Origin of the sequence: Paracoccus aestuariivivens (assembly GCF_009711225.1) — a bacterium.
In the GTDB taxonomy this organism is placed as follows: domain Bacteria; phylum Pseudomonadota; class Alphaproteobacteria; order Rhodobacterales; family Rhodobacteraceae; genus Paracoccus; species Paracoccus aestuariivivens.
The window spans coordinates 26,872-44,409 of record NZ_WMIE01000010.1 but is presented as its reverse complement, the minus strand read 5'-3'; the positions used below and the strand labels follow the sequence as shown (position 1 = coordinate 44,409).

General features: G+C 62.5%; 16 protein-coding genes. 10 read left to right on the top strand and 6 right to left on the bottom strand.

The window, feature by feature from the left end:
- Nucleotides 1–56 precede the first annotated feature (56 nt).
- A complete protein-coding gene (locus GL286_RS15120; RefSeq protein WP_155096417.1) occupies nt 57–2,093 on the top strand; it encodes an NADH:flavin oxidoreductase in 2,037 nt (678 codons plus the stop codon).
- A 76-nt stretch (nt 2,094–2,169) separates the two neighbouring features.
- On the opposite strand, the gene GL286_RS15115 is transcribed toward GL286_RS15120, so the two are convergent.
- Nucleotides 2,170–2,907, bottom strand: a complete 738-nt coding sequence (locus GL286_RS15115) for a siderophore-interacting protein (protein ID WP_155096416.1) — start codon at nt 2,905–2,907, stop codon at nt 2,170–2,172.
- 342 nt (nt 2,908–3,249) lie between these two features.
- Between GL286_RS15115 and GL286_RS15110 the strand changes: the two genes are divergently transcribed.
- From GL286_RS15110 to GL286_RS15100, 3 genes are read left to right on the top strand one after another with little or no spacing between them, the layout of a single operon-like run.
- A complete protein-coding gene (locus GL286_RS15110) occupies nt 3,250–3,879 on the top strand; it encodes a lysophospholipid acyltransferase family protein (RefSeq protein WP_155096415.1) in 630 nt (209 codons plus the stop codon).
- A complete protein-coding gene (locus GL286_RS15105) occupies nt 3,879–4,829 on the top strand; it encodes a phosphatidate cytidylyltransferase (RefSeq protein WP_155096414.1) in 951 nt (316 codons plus the stop codon). The genes GL286_RS15110 and GL286_RS15105 overlap by 1 nt, the downstream gene beginning before the upstream one ends.
- Before the next feature lie 3 nt (nt 4,830–4,832).
- Complete coding sequence (locus GL286_RS15100; RefSeq protein WP_155096413.1) at nt 4,833–5,489, top strand: CDP-alcohol phosphatidyltransferase family protein; 657 nt, start codon at nt 4,833–4,835, stop codon at nt 5,487–5,489.
- A 12-nt stretch (nt 5,490–5,501) separates the two neighbouring features.
- Here the strand turns inward: GL286_RS15100 and GL286_RS15095 are convergent, their stop codons facing one another.
- Entirely contained in the window at nt 5,502–6,161 is a 660-nt protein-coding gene (locus GL286_RS15095) for a GntR family transcriptional regulator (RefSeq protein WP_155096412.1), read from the bottom strand.
- 226 nt (nt 6,162–6,387) lie between these two features.
- On the opposite strand from GL286_RS15095, the gene GL286_RS15090 reads away from it, so the two are divergent.
- The 6 genes from GL286_RS15090 (at nt 6,388) to GL286_RS15065 (ending at nt 14,405) form a co-directional block, all read left to right on the top strand.
- Nucleotides 6,388–7,617: an NRAMP family divalent metal transporter gene (locus tag GL286_RS15090; protein ID WP_155096411.1), complete on the top strand. Its 1,230-nt coding sequence runs from the start codon at nt 6,388–6,390 to the stop codon at nt 7,615–7,617.
- A gap of 11 nt (nt 7,618–7,628) precedes the next feature.
- On the top strand, nt 7,629–8,390 hold the full coding sequence (locus GL286_RS15085) for a LamB/YcsF family protein (protein WP_155096410.1): 762 nt from the start codon (nt 7,629–7,631) through the stop codon (nt 8,388–8,390).
- A complete protein-coding gene (locus tag GL286_RS15080) occupies nt 8,387–9,157 on the top strand; it encodes a putative hydro-lyase (RefSeq protein ID WP_155096409.1) in 771 nt (256 codons plus the stop codon). Before GL286_RS15085 ends, GL286_RS15080 begins: the two co-directional genes overlap by 4 nt.
- A complete protein-coding gene (locus GL286_RS15075; RefSeq protein ID WP_155096408.1) occupies nt 9,154–10,728 on the top strand; it encodes a 5-oxoprolinase subunit B/C family protein in 1,575 nt (524 codons plus the stop codon). The genes GL286_RS15080 and GL286_RS15075 overlap by 4 nt, the downstream gene beginning before the upstream one ends.
- The gene (locus tag GL286_RS15070; protein WP_155096407.1) at nt 10,725–12,491 is read left to right on the top strand and encodes an acetyl/propionyl/methylcrotonyl-CoA carboxylase subunit alpha; all 1,767 of its coding nucleotides are present in this window, start codon (nt 10,725–10,727) and stop codon (nt 12,489–12,491) included. Before GL286_RS15075 ends, GL286_RS15070 begins: the two co-directional genes overlap by 4 nt.
- 159 nt (nt 12,492–12,650) lie before the next feature.
- Nucleotides 12,651–14,405, top strand: coding sequence for a glucan ABC transporter ATP-binding protein/ permease (locus tag GL286_RS15065; protein ID WP_211596358.1), 1,755 nt, complete (start codon nt 12,651–12,653; stop codon nt 14,403–14,405).
- Here GL286_RS15065 and GL286_RS15060 read toward each other — a convergent pair.
- From GL286_RS15060 to GL286_RS15045, 4 genes are read right to left on the bottom strand one after another with little or no spacing between them, the layout of a single operon-like run.
- Complete coding sequence (locus GL286_RS15060; protein WP_155096406.1) at nt 14,402–15,226, bottom strand: sugar phosphate isomerase/epimerase family protein; 825 nt, start codon at nt 15,224–15,226, stop codon at nt 14,402–14,404. The two genes, GL286_RS15065 and GL286_RS15060, sit on opposite strands and share 4 nt — an antisense overlap.
- Nucleotides 15,227–15,228: 2 nt before the next feature.
- Complete coding sequence (locus GL286_RS15055; RefSeq protein ID WP_155096405.1) at nt 15,229–15,909, bottom strand: HAD family hydrolase; 681 nt, start codon at nt 15,907–15,909, stop codon at nt 15,229–15,231.
- On the bottom strand, nt 15,906–16,664 hold the full coding sequence (locus GL286_RS15050; protein WP_155096404.1) for a glycerophosphodiester phosphodiesterase family protein: 759 nt from the start codon (nt 16,662–16,664) through the stop codon (nt 15,906–15,908). The genes GL286_RS15055 and GL286_RS15050 overlap by 4 nt, the downstream gene beginning before the upstream one ends.
- A gap of 12 nt (nt 16,665–16,676) precedes the next feature.
- Entirely contained in the window at nt 16,677–17,537 is an 861-nt protein-coding gene (locus GL286_RS15045) for an ABC transporter permease (protein ID WP_170295221.1), read from the bottom strand.
- Nucleotide 17,538 lies beyond the last annotated feature (1 nt).

Below are 17,538 nucleotides of genomic sequence, written 5' to 3'. Positions count from 1 at the left end.
TAAACTTGACACATATGAACATTTCCGGAATCGTCGGATCAGCACAGGAGGCAAAGATGTCCAGCGACCCGCTTCTGCAACCCTACCAGTTGAAGCATCTGACGTTGCGCAATCGCGTCATGATCACTGCCCACGAGCCGGCCTATGCCGAAGACGGCATGCCCAAGGACCAGTATCGGGCATATCATGTCGAGCGGGCCAAGGCGGGTGTCGCACTGACGATGACGGCAGGTTCGGCGAGCGTGGCGCGCGACAGCCCTCCGGCATTCAACAATATCCTTGCATGGAAGGACGAAGTTGTCGGCTGGATGCGCCAACTGGTCGATGAATGCCACGGCCACGGCGCGGCGGTGATGATCCAGCTGACGCATCTTGGCCGCCGGACCCGCTGGGATAAGGCCGATTGGCTGCCGGTCGTCGCCCCAAGCCACGAGCGCGAAGCGGCGCACCGCGCTTTCCCGAAACGCATCGAGGATTGGGATATCGCCCGCATCATCGCCGATTTTGCCGATGCGGCGGAACGGATGCAGGCGGCAGGTGTGGACGGGATCGAGCTTGAGGCGTACGGCCACCTGCTACAGCAATTCTGGTCTCCGGTCACAAACGATCTGGATGCTCCTTATGGCGGATCACTTGAAAACCGCTTGCGCTTCACCTTCGACGTTCTCAGCGCGATCAGGGCGCGTTGCGGCGCGGATTTCATCGTCGGCCTGCGCTATACGGGCGATGAATGCATGACCGGCGGCATGGGACAGAGCGAAGGATTCGAGGTCAGCCGGATGTTGCGTGACTGCGGCATGGTCGACTTCCTCAATGTCGTGCGCGGACACATCGACACCGATCCGGGTCTGACCGACCTGATCCCGATCCAAGGGATGCGCAACGCGCCGCATCTTGATTTCGCGGGCGAGATCCGCGCCCTGACGCGGATGCCGACGTTTCACGCGGCCAAAATCCCCGATGTCGCGACGGCGAGGCACGCCATTGCCAGCGGCAAGCTGGATATGGTCGGCATGACCCGCGCGCATATGGCAGACCCGCACCTGCTGCGCAAAATCATCGAACGCCGCGAGGAAGATATCCGGCCCTGCGTCGGCGCGAATTACTGCCTCGACCGGATCTACCAAGGCGGCATGGCGCTGTGCCTGCACAACCCCGCGACGGGGCGCGAACTGTCGATGCCACAGCAGATCCAACCCGCATCGACACGCAAGCGGGTGGTCATCGTCGGCGCCGGTCCGGCTGGAATCGAAGCGGCCCGAGTTGCCACCGAACGGGGGCATAAGGTCACGGTCCTTGAGGCAGCCGACCAACCCGGAGGCCAGATCCGCCTGACCGCCCGACAGGAGCGACGGCGCGAGATGCTCTCGATCATCCAGTGGCGGCACGAGCAATGCCTGAAACGCGGCGTGGATTTCCGCTTCAACACCTATGCCGAGCCGGACGCGGTGCTGGCGCTTCAGCCCGACATTGTCATCATTGCCACGGGTGGACTGCCGCATACCGAGGTGCTGGATGCGGGCAACGATCTGGTCTGCTCGGCCTGGGACATCCTTGCGGGCGACGTCAAGCCGGGCAAGGACGTGCTGGTTTTCGACGATGCCGGCGATCATGCGGGACTGCAGGCCGCCGACGTGATCTCGGCCAGCGGGTCGCGGGTCGAGATCGTCACCCCCGATCGCAGCTTCGCCCCCGAGGTCATGGCCATGAACCTTGTGCCGTATATGCGGTCGTTGCAAAGCCGCGATGCGACCTTCACTGTCACATGGCGGCTAACCGGCGTTGCCCGACACGGCAACCGCCTTTGCGCGACGCTGGGCAGCGATTACGGGACCGCGACGCACGAACGGCTTGTCGATCAGGTTGTGGTCAACCACGGAACGCGGCCTTTGGATGATCTGTATTTCGACCTGAAACCCCAATCTACGAATTTGGGAGAGGTGGATTATCAGGCGCTGGTCTCGGGACAAGTCCAGACCGTCGCGACCAATCCCGAAGGCGGTTTCAGCCTGTACCGCATCGGGGATGCAGTAGCCGCCCGCAACACTCATGCGGCAATCTATGACGCGTTGCGACTGGTGAAGGATTTATAAAGCACCACCGTACACGGGTCAGCGCCCCTAATCGGGCGCAGTTGGCCGCGCCCGCCGGTTCATCAATCAGGCGTTCCTAGTCAAGGCTCTCATGGGCGTCGGCTTTGCCTTTCAGCCAGTAGCCAGCGGCCTTGATCCATTCGCGAGGATGATTGCGGGCCATTTGGAAGTGGTCACGCGTCGCGCGGGCGACATTCGCCTCGGCTGCGATCCAGACGAACCCCTTGCCTAGCGGCAGATCAAGGGCAGCAACCGCGTCTAGCACTGGCGAGGGATCGGCGGCATCGGCGCGGTGCAGCCATTTCGCGTGATGATCGGCGTCCGTAACCCAGACCTGTTCCTCGGCCGCGTCGGTCACCAGTCCAAGCGTGGTGACCTTGGTGCCGGAAACCATGTTCTCGACCCAGCGCCCCATGGCGGGAAGCGCGGTTTCGTCCCCGATCAGCAGCCACCAGTCAAAGACAGGTGCCACGACCGCCGAACCGCGCGGCCCGCCGATGTTCAGCGTATCGCCGGTTTCAGCGTCGATAGCCCATTGCGTGGCCGGACCCGCGACGTGAACGGCGAAATCCAGCGTGAGGGTGCGGGCCTCGCGGTCGAACGCACGCGGAGTATAGTCCCGCATCTCGGGCTGCTCGCCACCAACGTCAAGGAACAGCTTGACGTGGTCGTCATGCCCGAGACTTTCGAAATCCGCCAGATCGTCGCTGGTCAAGACAAAGCGGATCATCTTCGGCGTGAGATAGGTCTTTTCCAGCACCGTCAGTGTGCGACGACGGATCTCGAAGCGGTGGCGGGTGATGATTGGTTCCATGTCGTCAGAAGCCCTACCGTTGTTGCGGCTGTATTGTTGCTGGCTTGGTCCGGACCGGACTGGCTGCGAATGGTCTGAGCGGTGCTTTGCAGCAATGCGGCGATAGAGGCAACCCGGCGCGAGTCCGATACACATTGACCAATTCCTGACCGCGGCCGGATCGCGGGGCAATCCTCACCGGAAAAGCCCTGCAATCCAAGCGTTCGCGGCGACTGGCCGACCAACATGGCACAAAATTGCGCACGAAGGATTGACCAACCCCGCCCACTTCATAGACCAATGGCGGGCAAACGGCCCGAAGGGAATGGCAAGGAAATGGCGATACAACGGGCGCGGAGCATCATGGCATTTGCCTGCGGGCGGGCGATCACCTTTTTTGCCCATGCCGTTACCGCCGTCCGGCCCATGTGGCTGGGTTTCGACCCTAAACCACTGAAGCAGCGCGTCTATTTTTCCAACCACGCAAGCCATGGCGATTTTATCTTGATTTGGTCGGTCTTGCCGCCCCGCCAGCGGCAGGTCACGCGCCCTGTCGCGGGGGCCGATTACTGGCGCAAGGGGAAATTGCGCAGCTATATCGGCTCGGACGTGTTCAACGCATTGCTGATCGAACGCAGCGGAGCCCAGAGCGCCGAAACTCCGGTCGATCTGATGGCCAAAGCGCTGGACGAAGGCGCATCGCTGATCATCTTCCCCGAAGGCACGCGCAACCTGACGGACGCAACGCTTCTTCCGTTCAAAAGCGGGATATTTCACCTTGCCCGTCTGCGGCCCCAGACCGAGTTCGTGCCGGTCTGGATCGAGAACCTGAACCGCGTCCTGCCCAAAGGCGCCTTCATTCCCGTGCCGCTGATGTGCGAAGTGGTGTTCGGCGCACCGATGAAGGTCCAAGACGATGAGACAAAGGACGAATTCCTAATGCGTTCGCGCGATGCCCTGCTTGCCCTGCGACCCAGATCGGAGGCCTCCTGATGGATCACGCCCGTTCGGATCTGTTAACGGTCATCGCCGGAATCGGGGGTGTGCTGGTCTTTGCCTCTCTGGTGGGATGGCTTTTGCAATGGCGCTATTCGCCCGATGGCGAAAACTCCGCGATTGAGAACCTGAACGCCAGAATCCGCGCGTGGTGGATCATGACCATCGCGATTTCGCTGGCCTTTCTGGGGGGGCGGTTGGGCGTGGTCGCCCTGTTCGCATTATGCTCGTTTGCGGCGCTGCGCGAGTTCATGACACTGACCAACGCCACCCGCGCCGATCATAACTCGCTGGCCGTCGCCTTTTTCGTGGTGCTGCCGTTCCAGTTCTGGCTGGTCTGGACCCAATGGTACGGATTGGCGGCGGTGTTTATTCCCGTCTACGTCTTCCTGCTGCTACCCATCGTCTCTGCCCTGTCCGGTGAGACCCGCAACTACCTTGTCCGCATCGCCGAAATGCAATGGGCGCTGATGATCTGCGTCTATTGCGTCTCGTATGTGCCCGCCCTGCTGAACCTGAACATTCCGGGTTACACCGGACGCGGCGTGCTGCTGATCGCGTTTCTGGTGATCGTGGTGCAGCTTAGCGACGTCCTGCAATATATATGGGGAAAGCTGATCGGTCGGCGCAAGATCGCGCCGAAGCTGTCTCCGTCCAAAACGGTCGAGGGCTTCATCGGCGGCTGCCTGTCGGCCACGCTGATCGGCACCTGCCTATGGTGGATGACGCCCTTCAGCCCGCTGCAAGCTGCCGGAATGAGCCTGCTGATCACCCAGATGGGTTTTGCCGGAGGGCTGGTCATGTCCGCGATCAAACGCGACCGTGGCGTGAAGGATTGGGGGCATTCGATCGCGGGCCACGGCGGCTTTATCGACCGGCTGGACTCGGTCCTGTTTGCCGCGCCGATCTTCTTTCACGTCACGCGCTATTTCTGGAATGTGGGTTAAGTCATGGCAGACACCAAAAACCGCCGCCCTCTGGCCAGCCGCGACACCAGATGGGCCACGAGGATCACCCGCTGGCTGGCCTCGACCCCGATCACCCCGAACCAGATTTCCATGGCGGGCATCGGGGCTGCGTTTCTGGCCGGAGGCTGTTTCTGGCTTGCAGGGGGAACCCATGGCTTCGGACGCGCCATCCTGTTGGTTTTGGCTGCCGCCTTCACCCAGACCCGACTGCTGTGCAATCTGTTCGACGGCATGGTCGCGATCGAGGCCGGACGCGCCTCGCCCGACGGTGGATTCTGGAACGAGTTTCCCGATCGTGTTGCCGATCTACTGATCCTGATCGGCGTGGGACTGGGATTGGGTTTACCCGCGCTTGGCTGGGCTGCAGTCAGCTTTGCCTTCCTGACCGCCTATGTCCGCCAACTGGGTGTGAGTTGCGGGACCGCCGCCGATTTTTCGGGTCCGATGGCGAAGCAGCACCGCATGGCCGTGGTGACTGCTGCTGCCTTGATCAGCATCGCCGAACCGGTTTGGTCCGGGCATGGCGGGGTTCTGCATATCGCCCTTTGGATCGTCGCAGTAGGCGCGGCGGTGACGGCGCTGCGGCGGGCGGTCCGTCTGGTACAAAGCCTTAAGCGATCCGCGACCGCAGCGCCCTAACCCGCTTACACCTCAATCACGTGAAATCCGCGCGAATGCCGACATGAGGTTGCGTTCGGATATCGTCAGGTAATCGTCAAGCAGGGCGGCAGCCTTTGCGCCCTGCCCGTCTTGCAGCAGTTGCAAGATCTCGCGATTGCGACCGATATAGGGCGCGTGCAACTCTTCGGGACTGCCGAGCAAGCCGAAAGCCAAGCGCATTTCGGCGACGATCCGAGCAAAGAAATCCATCAGCCGCGGGCTGTCGGTCAGCGCGACGATTGCGGTGTGAAATTCCATGTTGGCGCTGCCCACCTCGCGCCAGTCGGGCTTGTTCTGGGCAATCTCGGCAATCCTGACCGCAGCCTCCATCCGGTCCACGGCAGCATGCTTGGGCCAGGCTTGCGTCAGGGCCGGAATCTCGATCAGCCGACGGACGCGGTAGATATCAAGGATCGTCGCCATCGAAGGGCTTGCCACGAAAACGCCACGGTTCGGCTCGTGCCGCAAAAGCCCGTCACGCGTCAGCAAGCGGAACACCTCGCGCAACGTGTTTCGCGAAATGTCCAGTTCGGCCGCAAGTTTTGCTTCCGAAAGGCGCTGTCCGGGAACCAGTGCGCCACCGATGATCCGGTCGCGCAACGCCAGCGCGACATGTTCGGCTAGTCCAGTGGCTGAATCTAGGGCGCGCATCTTAATCCTTCAATTTGTTCCAAGCAGATAGCCGTTTGCAGGCTCTAATTCCAAGGGGCCGAAGATTCCATTCTGCCCCCATTTCCGGCAATGCGTCGCTTGATTGTACATTCTCCACATTATTGTTGAACAATGTTGTTCTTTCTGTAGGTTCACTTCTTGCGGGACCAGAGGAGGTGGCCGCATGGATCTGCGACCCGCATGTCCTCGATGGGAGAGAGTTTCGATGAAGAATGACTTGCCTTCTGCCAGTGCCGCGACAATGCGCGGTTCATTCATGGCAGCAATTTTCCTGATGGCGACCTCGGCCATCGGGCCGGGTTTCATCACCCAGACAGCCACATTCACCGCCAAGCTTGGCGCGGCATTTGCTTTCGCGATCCTTGCTTCGGTGCTGATCGACTTCGTGGTGCAGTTGAATATCTGGCGCATCACCGCGCTGACCCGCAAACGCGCCTCCGAGACTGCGAACGCCGCGATCCCCGGCGCAGGCTACCTGCTGGCCATTCTGGTCATTATCGGAGGGCTCGCCTTCAACGTCGGCAACATCGCTGGCGCGGGACTTGGCCTGAACGCGATGATCGGCCTTGATCCGAAGATCGGCGGCGCGATTTCGGCGCTGATGGCGATCGGCATCTTTCTTTCGAAACGTGCGGGGGTTCTGCTTGACCGCATGATCATCGTGCTGGGCTTTGTCATGATCGCGCTGACGCTTTTCGTCGCGGTGATCTCGAACCCGCCGGTCGGCGAGGCATTGCGCCAGACGATCCTGCCCGACACCATCGATTTCGCGACCATCACCACGATTGTCGGCGGGACTGTCGGCGGCTACATCACCTATTCGGGCGCGCACCGCCTGATCGACAAGGGACTGACCGGCCCCGAGAATCTGGCCGCCGTGACCCGCGCCGCCCTGACCGGCATCGCTGTAACCGGCGTGATGCGCTTTGTCCTGTTCCTTGCCATCCTTGGCGTCGTCGCCGGAGGCGTCACTCTGGATCTGTCCAGCAAAGCCGCCAACCCCGCAGCGCAGGCCTTCTTCACCGCCGCAGGCCAGATCGGTTTGCGCGTGTTCGGTATCGTGTTCTGGGCTGCGGCAATCACCTCGGTCATCGGGGCGGCCTATACCTCGGTCAGTTTCCTGCCGGTGTTCAAGCCGATGTCGGACCGGGCGCGCGACATCGCCACGGTCATTTTCATCACCGTTTCGCTGGCGGTCTATATCGCCATGACCACGCCTCCGGCCGCCATTCTTGTGTTTGTCGGCGGTTTCAACGGTCTTATCCTGCCGATCGGTCTGACAATCTTTACCTATGTCGGCTTTGCCCGCGCGGACCTGATGGGCGGACACCGCTATAACCGGCCGCTGCTGATTGCGAATGCCGCCGTCTGCGCCTTGACCTGGTTCATGGGCTATAAATCCATCGGCACCATCTTCGCCTTCGTCGGCCTGTAAGGAAAAACATCATGGCACCACAAATCGACCTGAACAGCGATCTGGGCGAAAGTTACGGCGCATGGCGCATGGGTGACGACGCCACGATGCTGGAACTCGTCAGTTCGGCCAATGTGGCCTGCGGCTATCACGCGGGCGATGCCTTGGGCATCCTGACCACGCTCGGACAGGCCAAGGAACGTGGTGTCGCGGTGGGCGCGCATGTTTCGTACCCTGACCGGGTCGGGTTCGGGCGCCGCAACATGGACGTGACTTCGGCGGAACTGACCGCCGATGTCATCTATCAGATCGGCGCACTGCAAGGGCTTGCGAAGGCCGCAGGAACCCGCGTCACCTATGTCAAACCGCATGGCGCGCTGTACAACACCATTGCGGGTGATGCGCGGCAGGCCGATGCCGTCATCGCGGGGATGCTGGCCGTCGATCCCACGCTGGTGATGATGGGGCTGGCTGGCGCACCGATCCTTGAACGGGCCAAGGCAGCAGGTCTGCCCGTCGTCGCCGAGGCATTCGCCGACCGCGCCTATACCCCCCAAGGCACGCTGGTATCGCGCCGCGAGGCAGGAGCCGTGCTGCACGACCCCGAGCTTGTCGCCCAACGGATGCTGCGCCTTGCGACCGATGGCGTGATCGAGGCGATTGACGGCTCGATCCTGCAGCTTGACGCGCAAAGCATCTGCATCCACGGCGACAGCCCCGGAGCGGTCGCCATGGCGGCCCGTGTCCGCGAGGTTCTGCTGGCTGGCGGCGTCGAAATCCGGAGCTTCGCATGACGCCCCAGCAAGCCCGCCTTGAATGCCGCAACGGGTTGGTCGCGCCGACCGCTGGCATGGCTGCCGGTTTCACCCAATGCAACATGATTTCGCTGCCCAAGGACTGGGCGTGGGATTTCCTGCTTTACGCCCAACGCAACCCCAAACCCTGCCCCGTCCTTGACGTGACCGAGGCCGGCCGCTTCGACACCGCGCTGGCGTCCGGCGCTGATCTGCGCACCGATCTGCCGCTCTACCGGATCTGGCGCGACGGCAAGCTGGCCGAAGAGGTCAGCGACGCCACCGACGCTTGGGCAGAGCATCCCGACCTTGTCACCTTCCTGATCGGCTGCTCCTTTACCTTCGAAACTCCGCTTCTCGAAGCCGGAATCGAGATCCGCCACATCACGCAGGGCTGCAACGTGCCGATGTATTCGACCAATCGCGCCTGCCGTCCGGCGGGCAGGTTGCAAGGACCGATGGTCGTGTCGATGCGTCCTATCCCTGCCGATCGCGTGGCCGATGCGGTCACGATCACCGGCCGCTATCCCGGAGTCCACGGCGCACCGGTCCATATCGGCGATCCGGCCTCGCTGGGCATCACCGACCTTGCACGCCCCGATTTCGGCGATCCTGTCGAAATCCGCGACGGCGAGGTTCCGGTGTTCTGGGCCTGCGGCGTGACCCCGCAAGCGGCTGTTATGGCGTCGCGCGTGCCTTTTGCGATCACGCATGCGCCGGGGCATATGTTCGTCACGGACATTCCCGACAGCCGGTGGCACGTATGACAGTCACCTTCCTTCCTGTCGGACCGCGCACCCTGCTGATCGAACTGCCCGATCTGGCCGAGACGCTTGTTCTGTTCGACGCGCTGAACGCAAACCCCGTGCCGGGCATCGCGGAAATCATTCCTGCGGCGCGGACATTGATGGTCCGCACCGAGCTTGGCACGCCTGCCGATGGACGGCTGGCTGCCGAGATCCTCAAGTGCCGCCCCCCTCCGGGGACCGTGCCCGCGCAGAACACCTCGCCCGTCATCGAACTTCCGGTGACCTATGACGGTGAGGATCTGGCCGAGGTTGCGCAGTTGATGCGGCTTTCCGTTCCCGAAGTCATTGCCGCGCATCAGGCCGCAACATGGCAGGTGGCGTTCTGCGGCTTTGCTCCCGGCTTTGCCTATATGACTTGTGACGACCCGCGCTTTGACGTGGCCCGCCGGTCGTCGCCGCGAACACGGATTCCGGCCGGATCGGTCGCCTTGGCCGGACGGTTCTCGGGGATCTATCCGCTGGAATCTCCGGGGGGCTGGCAGTTGATCGGTCGCACGGATGTCCCGATGTTCGACCTGTCCCGCGATCCGGCAGCGTTGCTTGCTCCGGGCCAGCGCGTGCGCTTCGTCGAGGCCGCAGCACCTGCCCGCGCCGTCGCACCGAAACCGACGCCCGCCACGCAGGGGCTGAAAATCCTGTCCACCGCCTTCCCGATCACGGTTCAGGATGAAGGCCGCCCCGGACAGGGCGGACAGGGGGTTTCGGCCTCGGGGGCATTGGACATCGGCAGCATGCGTCGCGCCAACCGCCGTGTCGGCAACCCCTCGGGGACGCCGGTTCTGGAGATCACGCTGGGCCCGTCGCGGCTGACCGCGGACAGGCCGGTGACGATTGCACTGGAAGGCGCTGCCGACCGAGCCGAGATCGAGGTGGACGGAATTCACACCGCTGTCGACCTGTCGCGCCCCTTTGCGCTGGACGCATCCGAGGTCCTGATCCTTCCGCCCCCGCAACGAGGAATGCGCAGCTATCTGGCCGTGCGCGGTGGCTTCGACGTGCCCCCCGTGATGGGCAGCGCCTCGCGTGATACATTGGCGCATATCGGCCCCGAGCCCCTGACAAATGGTGCGGTCCTGCCGCTCGCCAATACGGTTGTCGGGGCTGTCGATGCCCAACCTACCCCGCAACTAGAACTGCCCGAGAATGGCGATCTGGTCGAAATTCCGGTCCGGCTTGGCCCGCGCACCGATTGGTTCCCCTCCGAAACGGTCGATCAGTTCCTGACGCAGGAATGGACGGTTTCGCCGCTATCCTCACGCGTGGGAATGCGGCTGGAAGGCCCCAGACCGCTGACCCGTGACACCCGCGAACTGCCCTCGGAAGGCACGGAAACGGGTGCGATCCAGATCCCGCATTCCGGCCAGCCGGTTTTCTTCCTTGCCGATCATCCGCTGACCGGTGGCTATCCCGTCATCGCAACCGTGCTGCCCGAAGCACTGGATCTTGCGGCGCAAATTCCTCCGGGCGCACGCATCCGCTTTGTCGCTGCCGCCCCCTTCGCCCCCATCTTTCCCGAGGCCGACGCATGACCCTGTTTCTTGACGGCGCGACCCCGCGCCTTATCCGACGCATCCTGATTGCCAACCGTGGCGAGATCGCGCTGCGCGTCATTCGTGCGTGCCGCGACGAAGGCATCGAGGCGATCGCGATCTATGCCGATGCGGACCGAGATGCCTTGTTTGTCCGCGCCGCCGATGAAGCCCATGCCTTGGGTGGCGACAAACCCGCAGACACCTATCTGAGCGCGTCCAAAATCCTTGCCATCGCAGCCCGAACCAGAGCGGACGCGATCCATCCCGGCTATGGTTTCCTGTCCGAGCGCGCCGATTTCGCCCAAGCCGTGCTGGATGCGGGCCTGATCTGGATCGGTCCAGATCCCGCCGTGATCGACGCGCTTGGCGACAAGATCGAGGCCCGGCGCATCGCGGAATCGGTCGGCGCGCCATTGGTCGCTGGCAGTTCTGGCCCCGTCACCGGCCCCGAGGCACTGGACTTTGCCCGCGAACACGGTCTGCCCATGGCGATCAAGGCCGCGCATGGCGGTGGCGGACGCGGCATGAAGGTCGCATGGCGTCTGGAAGAGGTCGAAGAACTGTTCGACAGCGCCACGCGCGAAGCTGTTTCGGCCTTCGGTCGGGGCGAATGTTTTGTCGAGCAGTTCCTGAACCGCCCCCGACATATCGAGGCTCAGGTTCTGGCCGACCGTCACGGTACGGTCAAGGTTCTGGGCACGCGCGATTGTTCATTGCAGCGCCGCAACCAGAAACTGGTCGAGGAAGCTCCGGCTCCGTTCCTGTCGCCCGAGCAGACGCAACGCATTCTGGAATCCGCCCGCGATATCTGCGCGAAGGCCGGCTATAGCGGGGCGGGAACCGTCGAATTCCTTCTGTCCGAAAACGGTACGTTGTCTTTCCTTGAAGTGAACACCCGCCTTCAGGTCGAACATCCCGTGACCGAGGAAACCACGGGTATCGACCTTGTCCGCGCGATGATCCGCGTCGCTACGGGCGCTCGGCTGGCCGATGACAGCACTCCGGCGCCGCGCGGTCACTCGATCGAGTTCCGCATCAATGCCGAAGATCCAGCGCGCGGGTTTCTGCCCACACCCGGCCCCATCACCTTGTGGGACGCCCCTAGTGGACCGGGGGTGCGGATGGATAGCGGGGTGGCCACTGGCGGAATCGTTGCGGCCAATTTCGACTCGATGATGGCGAAGCTGATTGTCACCGGATCCACCCGTGACGAGGCGATTTCTCGTGCTGCCCGCGCCTTGGCCGAATTCTGTGTCGAAGGTGTGGCCAGCGTCATCCCCTTCCATCGCGCTGTGCTGAAGCAGCCCGATTTCCGCGCCGATGACGATGGTTTCCGCGTACATACCCGTTGGATCGAAACGGATTTCGCCGAAACGCTGGCGCAAGAAATGGCGCTGCACCCCCGCGTGACGCCCGCCCAAAGCCCTAGCCTTCTGCGCGTCGCCATCGAAATCGACGGCAAACGGCACGAACTGGGATTGCCGCAGGGTCTGCTCTCGGCGCTGCCGACTGGCGATGTCGCAGCCCCAGCTGCGGGTTCGGCAGTCGACGCAAACAGCGTCACCGCCCCCGTCGCAGGCACGCTGACCCTGTGGCAGGTCGAGAACGGAGCCGAGGTCGCCCAAGGTGACGTCATCGCGGTCATCGAGGCGATGAAGATGGAAACCCGCATCGAGGCTCCGAAAGCGGGCCGGATCGAGCAGGTCGCCGAGGCCGGAGCGACAGTCGGGTTCGATGCGGTGATCGCGCGGATCATCTGATCCGCTGCTTTTCCCTGTCCAAGGACCGACCTTGGATCTTCTGGAAATCTGGTGGCTTGGCATCCCCGTGGCAGGCCATGACCGCATGCGACAGCATTCCCTCTTGACCCTTTGGCTTCTTGCCGCAGTCTTGCGTGCGAAACCTTAGGAGCAACGCGGATGTCACAGGGCAGCATGACCGCAGCCGAGGTCTATCGGCGCACGATCACCCTGCTTGGCGGCGAGAAATGGCTTGCTGCCCTGCTGTCCGCGACCGGAGTCGCCATCGCGGTTGTCCAACTGGCCGAGCCGGTCCTTTTTGGCCGCATGGTCGACAGTCTGGCCAAAGGAAGCGATGCGTTCAGCCTGATCGCGACATGGGCCGCATTCGGGCTGTTCGGGATTTTTGCCTCGGCGATCACGGCGGTCTCCTCGGACCGGTTGGCGCATCGGGCGCGGCTGGCTGCGATGGCCAGCGCCTATAGCCGCGCGATCACCTTGCCGATCTCGTATCACGCGGCGAAAGGGACCGGCTCGGTCGTGCGGGCGATCCTTGCCGGAACCGATGCACTGTTCGGACTGTGGCTGGGCATCCTGCGCGAGCAGCTGACGGCACTCGCCGGAATCCTGATGCTGATCCCAACCGCGATCAGCATCGACCCGCGCATGGCTGCGATACTTGCCGTGCTAGGGGTGATCTATCTTGCGATCAACATTCTGGTCATCCGCAAGACCCGCGAGGGGCAAGCTCAGGTCGAATCCCATTCCGGCAAGCTTTACGGGCGCGTCGGGGATGTGCTGGGCAATGTGACCGTGGTGCAAAGCTATTCCCGTTTCGCCCGCGAGATGCAGGCCATGCGCCAGATGTCTGCCAGCTTACTGGCCGCACAATATCCTGTTCTGACCTGGTGGGGCCTGCTGACGGTGCTGACGCGAGCCGCCGCCACTGTGACCATGGTGGTGATCTTTGCCGCCGGAGCGATCCTTGCCCAACGCGGCGAGATTACCGTGGGTGAAATCGTATCCTTTGGGGCCTTTGCAGGGCTAATGGTCGGTCAACTGGACCGGCTGTCGAATTTCGTCGGTATGGTGTTCCGCTCGACACCGGTTATCCGCAGCTATTTCGAATTGATCGACGCCCCTGCCGAAGTCATCGACACACCCGATGCCCAAAGCCTTGCCGGACCCGTGCTTGGTCGGGTCGAGTATCGCAACGTAACCTACCGCTTTCCCGCAAGCGATCAGGGCGTGTTCGATCTTTCATTCGACGCCCTGCCCGGCCAGACCATCGCGCTGGTCGGCCCGACCGGCTCGGGAAAAACGACGACGCTCGCCCTGTTGCAACGGCTGCGCCAACCCGATCAGGGCGCGATCCTTGTCGATGGCAGCGATATCGCCGACGTCAAGCTGTCGTCATTGCGGGACAATATCGCCGTCGTCTTCCAGGAAGCAGGACTGTTCAACCGCTCGATCGCCGAGAATATCCGCGTCGGCCGACCCGATGCCAGCGATGCCGAGGTCGAGCAAGCCGCCCGTCTGGCCGAGGCCCACCGCTTCATCCTGCGCAAGCCGGGTGGCTATGAGTTCATCATCGGCGAACGCGGCAACGCCCTGTCCGGAGGAGAACGCCAGCGCATCGCGATTGCGCGGGCGGTGCTGAAAAATGCTCCGATCCTGATCCTTGACGAAGCGACCTCGGCGCTTGATCCGGCAACCGAGGCCAAGATCAAGCGCGCCATCGACAAGCTGCGGGCCAACCGCACCACGCTGATCATCGCCCACCGCTTGTCGACGGTCGCATCCGCCGACCAGATTCTGGTTCTGGATGGCGGATGCATTGTCGAACGCGGGACGTTCCACGAGCTTGCGAAACAGGACGGGCTATTCGCCCAACTGGTGCGCGAAGGTCAGATCGTCGAACCCAAAGCGGATTAGCGGGCAAGACCCATCTGGTTCAATCGCGCGACCGATGGCAGTATTCCCGCCTTGTCACGCAGCTCAAGGATCAGGCGCGGCGTGACGGTCAATTCGCCAAGGGCGCGGAAGACACCATGCCAGCCGATATTGCCCTCGCCGATCGACCAATGCCGATCGGCATGGCCGTCGGCGTCCTGCAGATGGACATGATGCAACCGATCACCGGCGCGACGGATGAAATAATCGACCGGTGGTGCTCCGGTCGAGCCATGGGCATAATGTGCGTGGCCGGTATCGACCGAAACCGCCATCGCCGCCGAGCCGAAACTGTCGGCCAGAATGCGGCGGATGTCCGGGTCCTTGTCCTCGATATTCTCGACCACCATGGTCACGCCGATCTGTTCAGCGCGCCGGACCACGGGCTCTAGCGTCTTGTGGCAGTTTTCCAGCACGCGGTCATAGGCTTCGCGATCTGCGAAATTGTCCAGATTGTTGAAGTCCCATGTCGTATAGGGCGAGTGGATCACCATCTGCGTCGCGCCCAGATGTTCGCAAACCTGCAAGCCCATAAGGTATTTTCCCGTAATCACTGCCCTCAGGTCGGCATCGGGATTGGCGATGTTCAATCCCCAGAAAGGGCCATGAATCCCCAGCCTGCCCTTGTAGCCCTGAAGCAGGGTTCTGGCGTGATCGGCTACGGCCTGCCAGCCATCGTTCAAAAGGTCGGCATTGACGAAGTCCTGCAATTCAAGATCGCGATCCTCGGACAGGATGAAGTCCTGATAGGTTTCAAGTGCCGCGACCGGCAGGGCCGCGCCAAGCAAGGGAAGGTCAGTCATGTTCAAACCGCTCGTTCAAAAACCGGAAGAGAGAATGCGCCAAGCAGCGCGTGGAATTCGTCCATACCGTGGACGACATGATCGGCACCGGCCTCGTGCAGGCGCTCGGCATGGCCCGCCCGATGCTCGGATGGACCGACGAAACCAACGGCAAGGCAGCCCGCCTCGCGGGCGCACAGGATGCCGTGTGGATTGTCATCGATGAAAATCGCCTGCTTTGGCGCGATGCCCAGACGCGCGGCCGCAAACAGGGCCAGATCGGGCGCGGGCTTGGCCCTGGCGACATGTTCCGCCGAATAGATATGCGGGCCGAAACGGCGGGATAGCGGCGACCGCGCAATCGAGCGATCGAGCCGAGCCACCCCCGAATTCGAGCAGACCGCCATCGCGACGTCGAAATCCCACAGGACACGCTCGATGCCCGAAATATGCGGGATATGTTCGTCGAACATGGCAAACAACCGGCGGTCTGCATCGGCGAAGACTACCGTCGCATCGAGCCCTGCCGCAGCCATCCACGCCTGACTTTGCGCAGCCCCGTTACCCGAGAAAATCCGCGCCGCCTCGGTTGCGGTCATGGCGTGACCAGCTGCGGTCAGGGCTTCGGCCAAGGCGCCGCAGCCCAGCGGCTCGCTGTCCAGAAGCACGCCGTCGCAGTCGAAAAGGATTGCCTGATAGCTCATGCAGGGCAGCTTTCGGTCATCAACTCGCGCAGCAGCACCGGATTATCCGAGACGATGAAACCCGGCCCACGCGCAATCCAGCGGCGGATCAGTTCAGGCTCGTTGACCGTCCAGACCGAGGTTGCCTCAAGCGGGCGCAGACTGCGGATCAGGTCGAATTCGGCCTCGTAAAGCTCGTGATGGATGCCGACGATATCGACCAACCCGTTGACTTCGGCAAGGAACGCAGCGATGCCCCCCTGACGCGCCGCCCATTCCCGATTGACCGAGATCAGCCGCCGGAACTCGGGCGCAACGTTCTTGATCTCACGTACAACCGAAATATCGAAACTGTGCAGGACCGAGCGATCCTGCAACCCGCGCTGGCGCAAGGCATCGGCAGCCAGCGCAACCATATCGGGATAGGGCATCCCGTTTTCATCGGCTTTCAGCTCGACATAAAGGTCGGCGCGAAGCGGTCCAAGGATATCCAGTACCTCGTCGAAACTCGGGATGCCTTCGTCAATCAACGCGCCCGAAGGCCCTTTCAGGCGCAACGCGCGGCGACCGTCGCGCGTCAGGCTGCGTACCGGTCCGGCGCCATTCGTGGTCCGCTCGAGCGTGGCGTCATGGATAACCACCAGCTCACCGGCATCGGTCAAATGAAGGTCGAATTCGATGGCATCGAAATCGAGCTTTGCGACCTCGCGGAAGCCGAGCGCCGAGTTTTCCGCCCATAGGTCGCGCGCACCGCGATGGGCCATGATCTGGGACATTATATTTCCTTTTCAGCGAATAGTCGGGTCAAGACGGTCGCGCAGCCAATCCCCCAGCAGAGAGATGCTCAGCGTCGTCAGCACAATGACGATGGACGGTGCCAGCATGATCCACGGCGCACGGGTCAGATACTCGCGCCCGAAACCCACCATGTTTCCCAGCGAGGTCTGGGGCGGTTGCACACCCAGTCCCAGAAAGCTAAGGCCGGATTCCATCAGGATGATCTCGGGGAAGGTCAGCGTCATCGACACGATCAGGGTCGAGGCGACATTGGGCAGGATATGTTTCAGATAGACCCGGCGTGGCGAGGCCCCAAGCTGGACGACAGCCGCCGCATAGCCCTGCGCCGAAGCCGAGATGGCCAACCCGCGCGCGATACGGGCGTAACGCTCCCACCCATAAAAACCCATCAGGCACACCAGCAAGATCATCGACGAGCCGAAAAAGGCCAGCACGGCCAGCGACATGATCATGAAGGGAAGCGCGGCCTGAAAATCGGCCAATGCCATGACCAGATGCTCGACCCAGCCGCGGAACTGCGCGGCCAGAAAGCCCAGCGTCGTGCCGAAGACCGCCGACAGGATCGTCGCGCCGAACGCGATCATCAGCGAGACGCGGATCGACTGGATCAATCGCGTCAGCACATCGCGACCCAGTTCATCCGTGCCCAGCCAATGTCCGGGCGTCCCCATTGGCGCGAGCCGCGCCATCAGATCCATGCGGGTAATTTCGTAGGGGCGCAGTTGGTCGGCGAAGATCGCGGTCAGAACCATCAGCGAGATCCAGCCCACGGCGATGATGACAAGTATCGGCATTTTCAGGCGGATACGTGTGATCATGCGCGGAGCAGGAACAGCGGGTGCAATACTCATC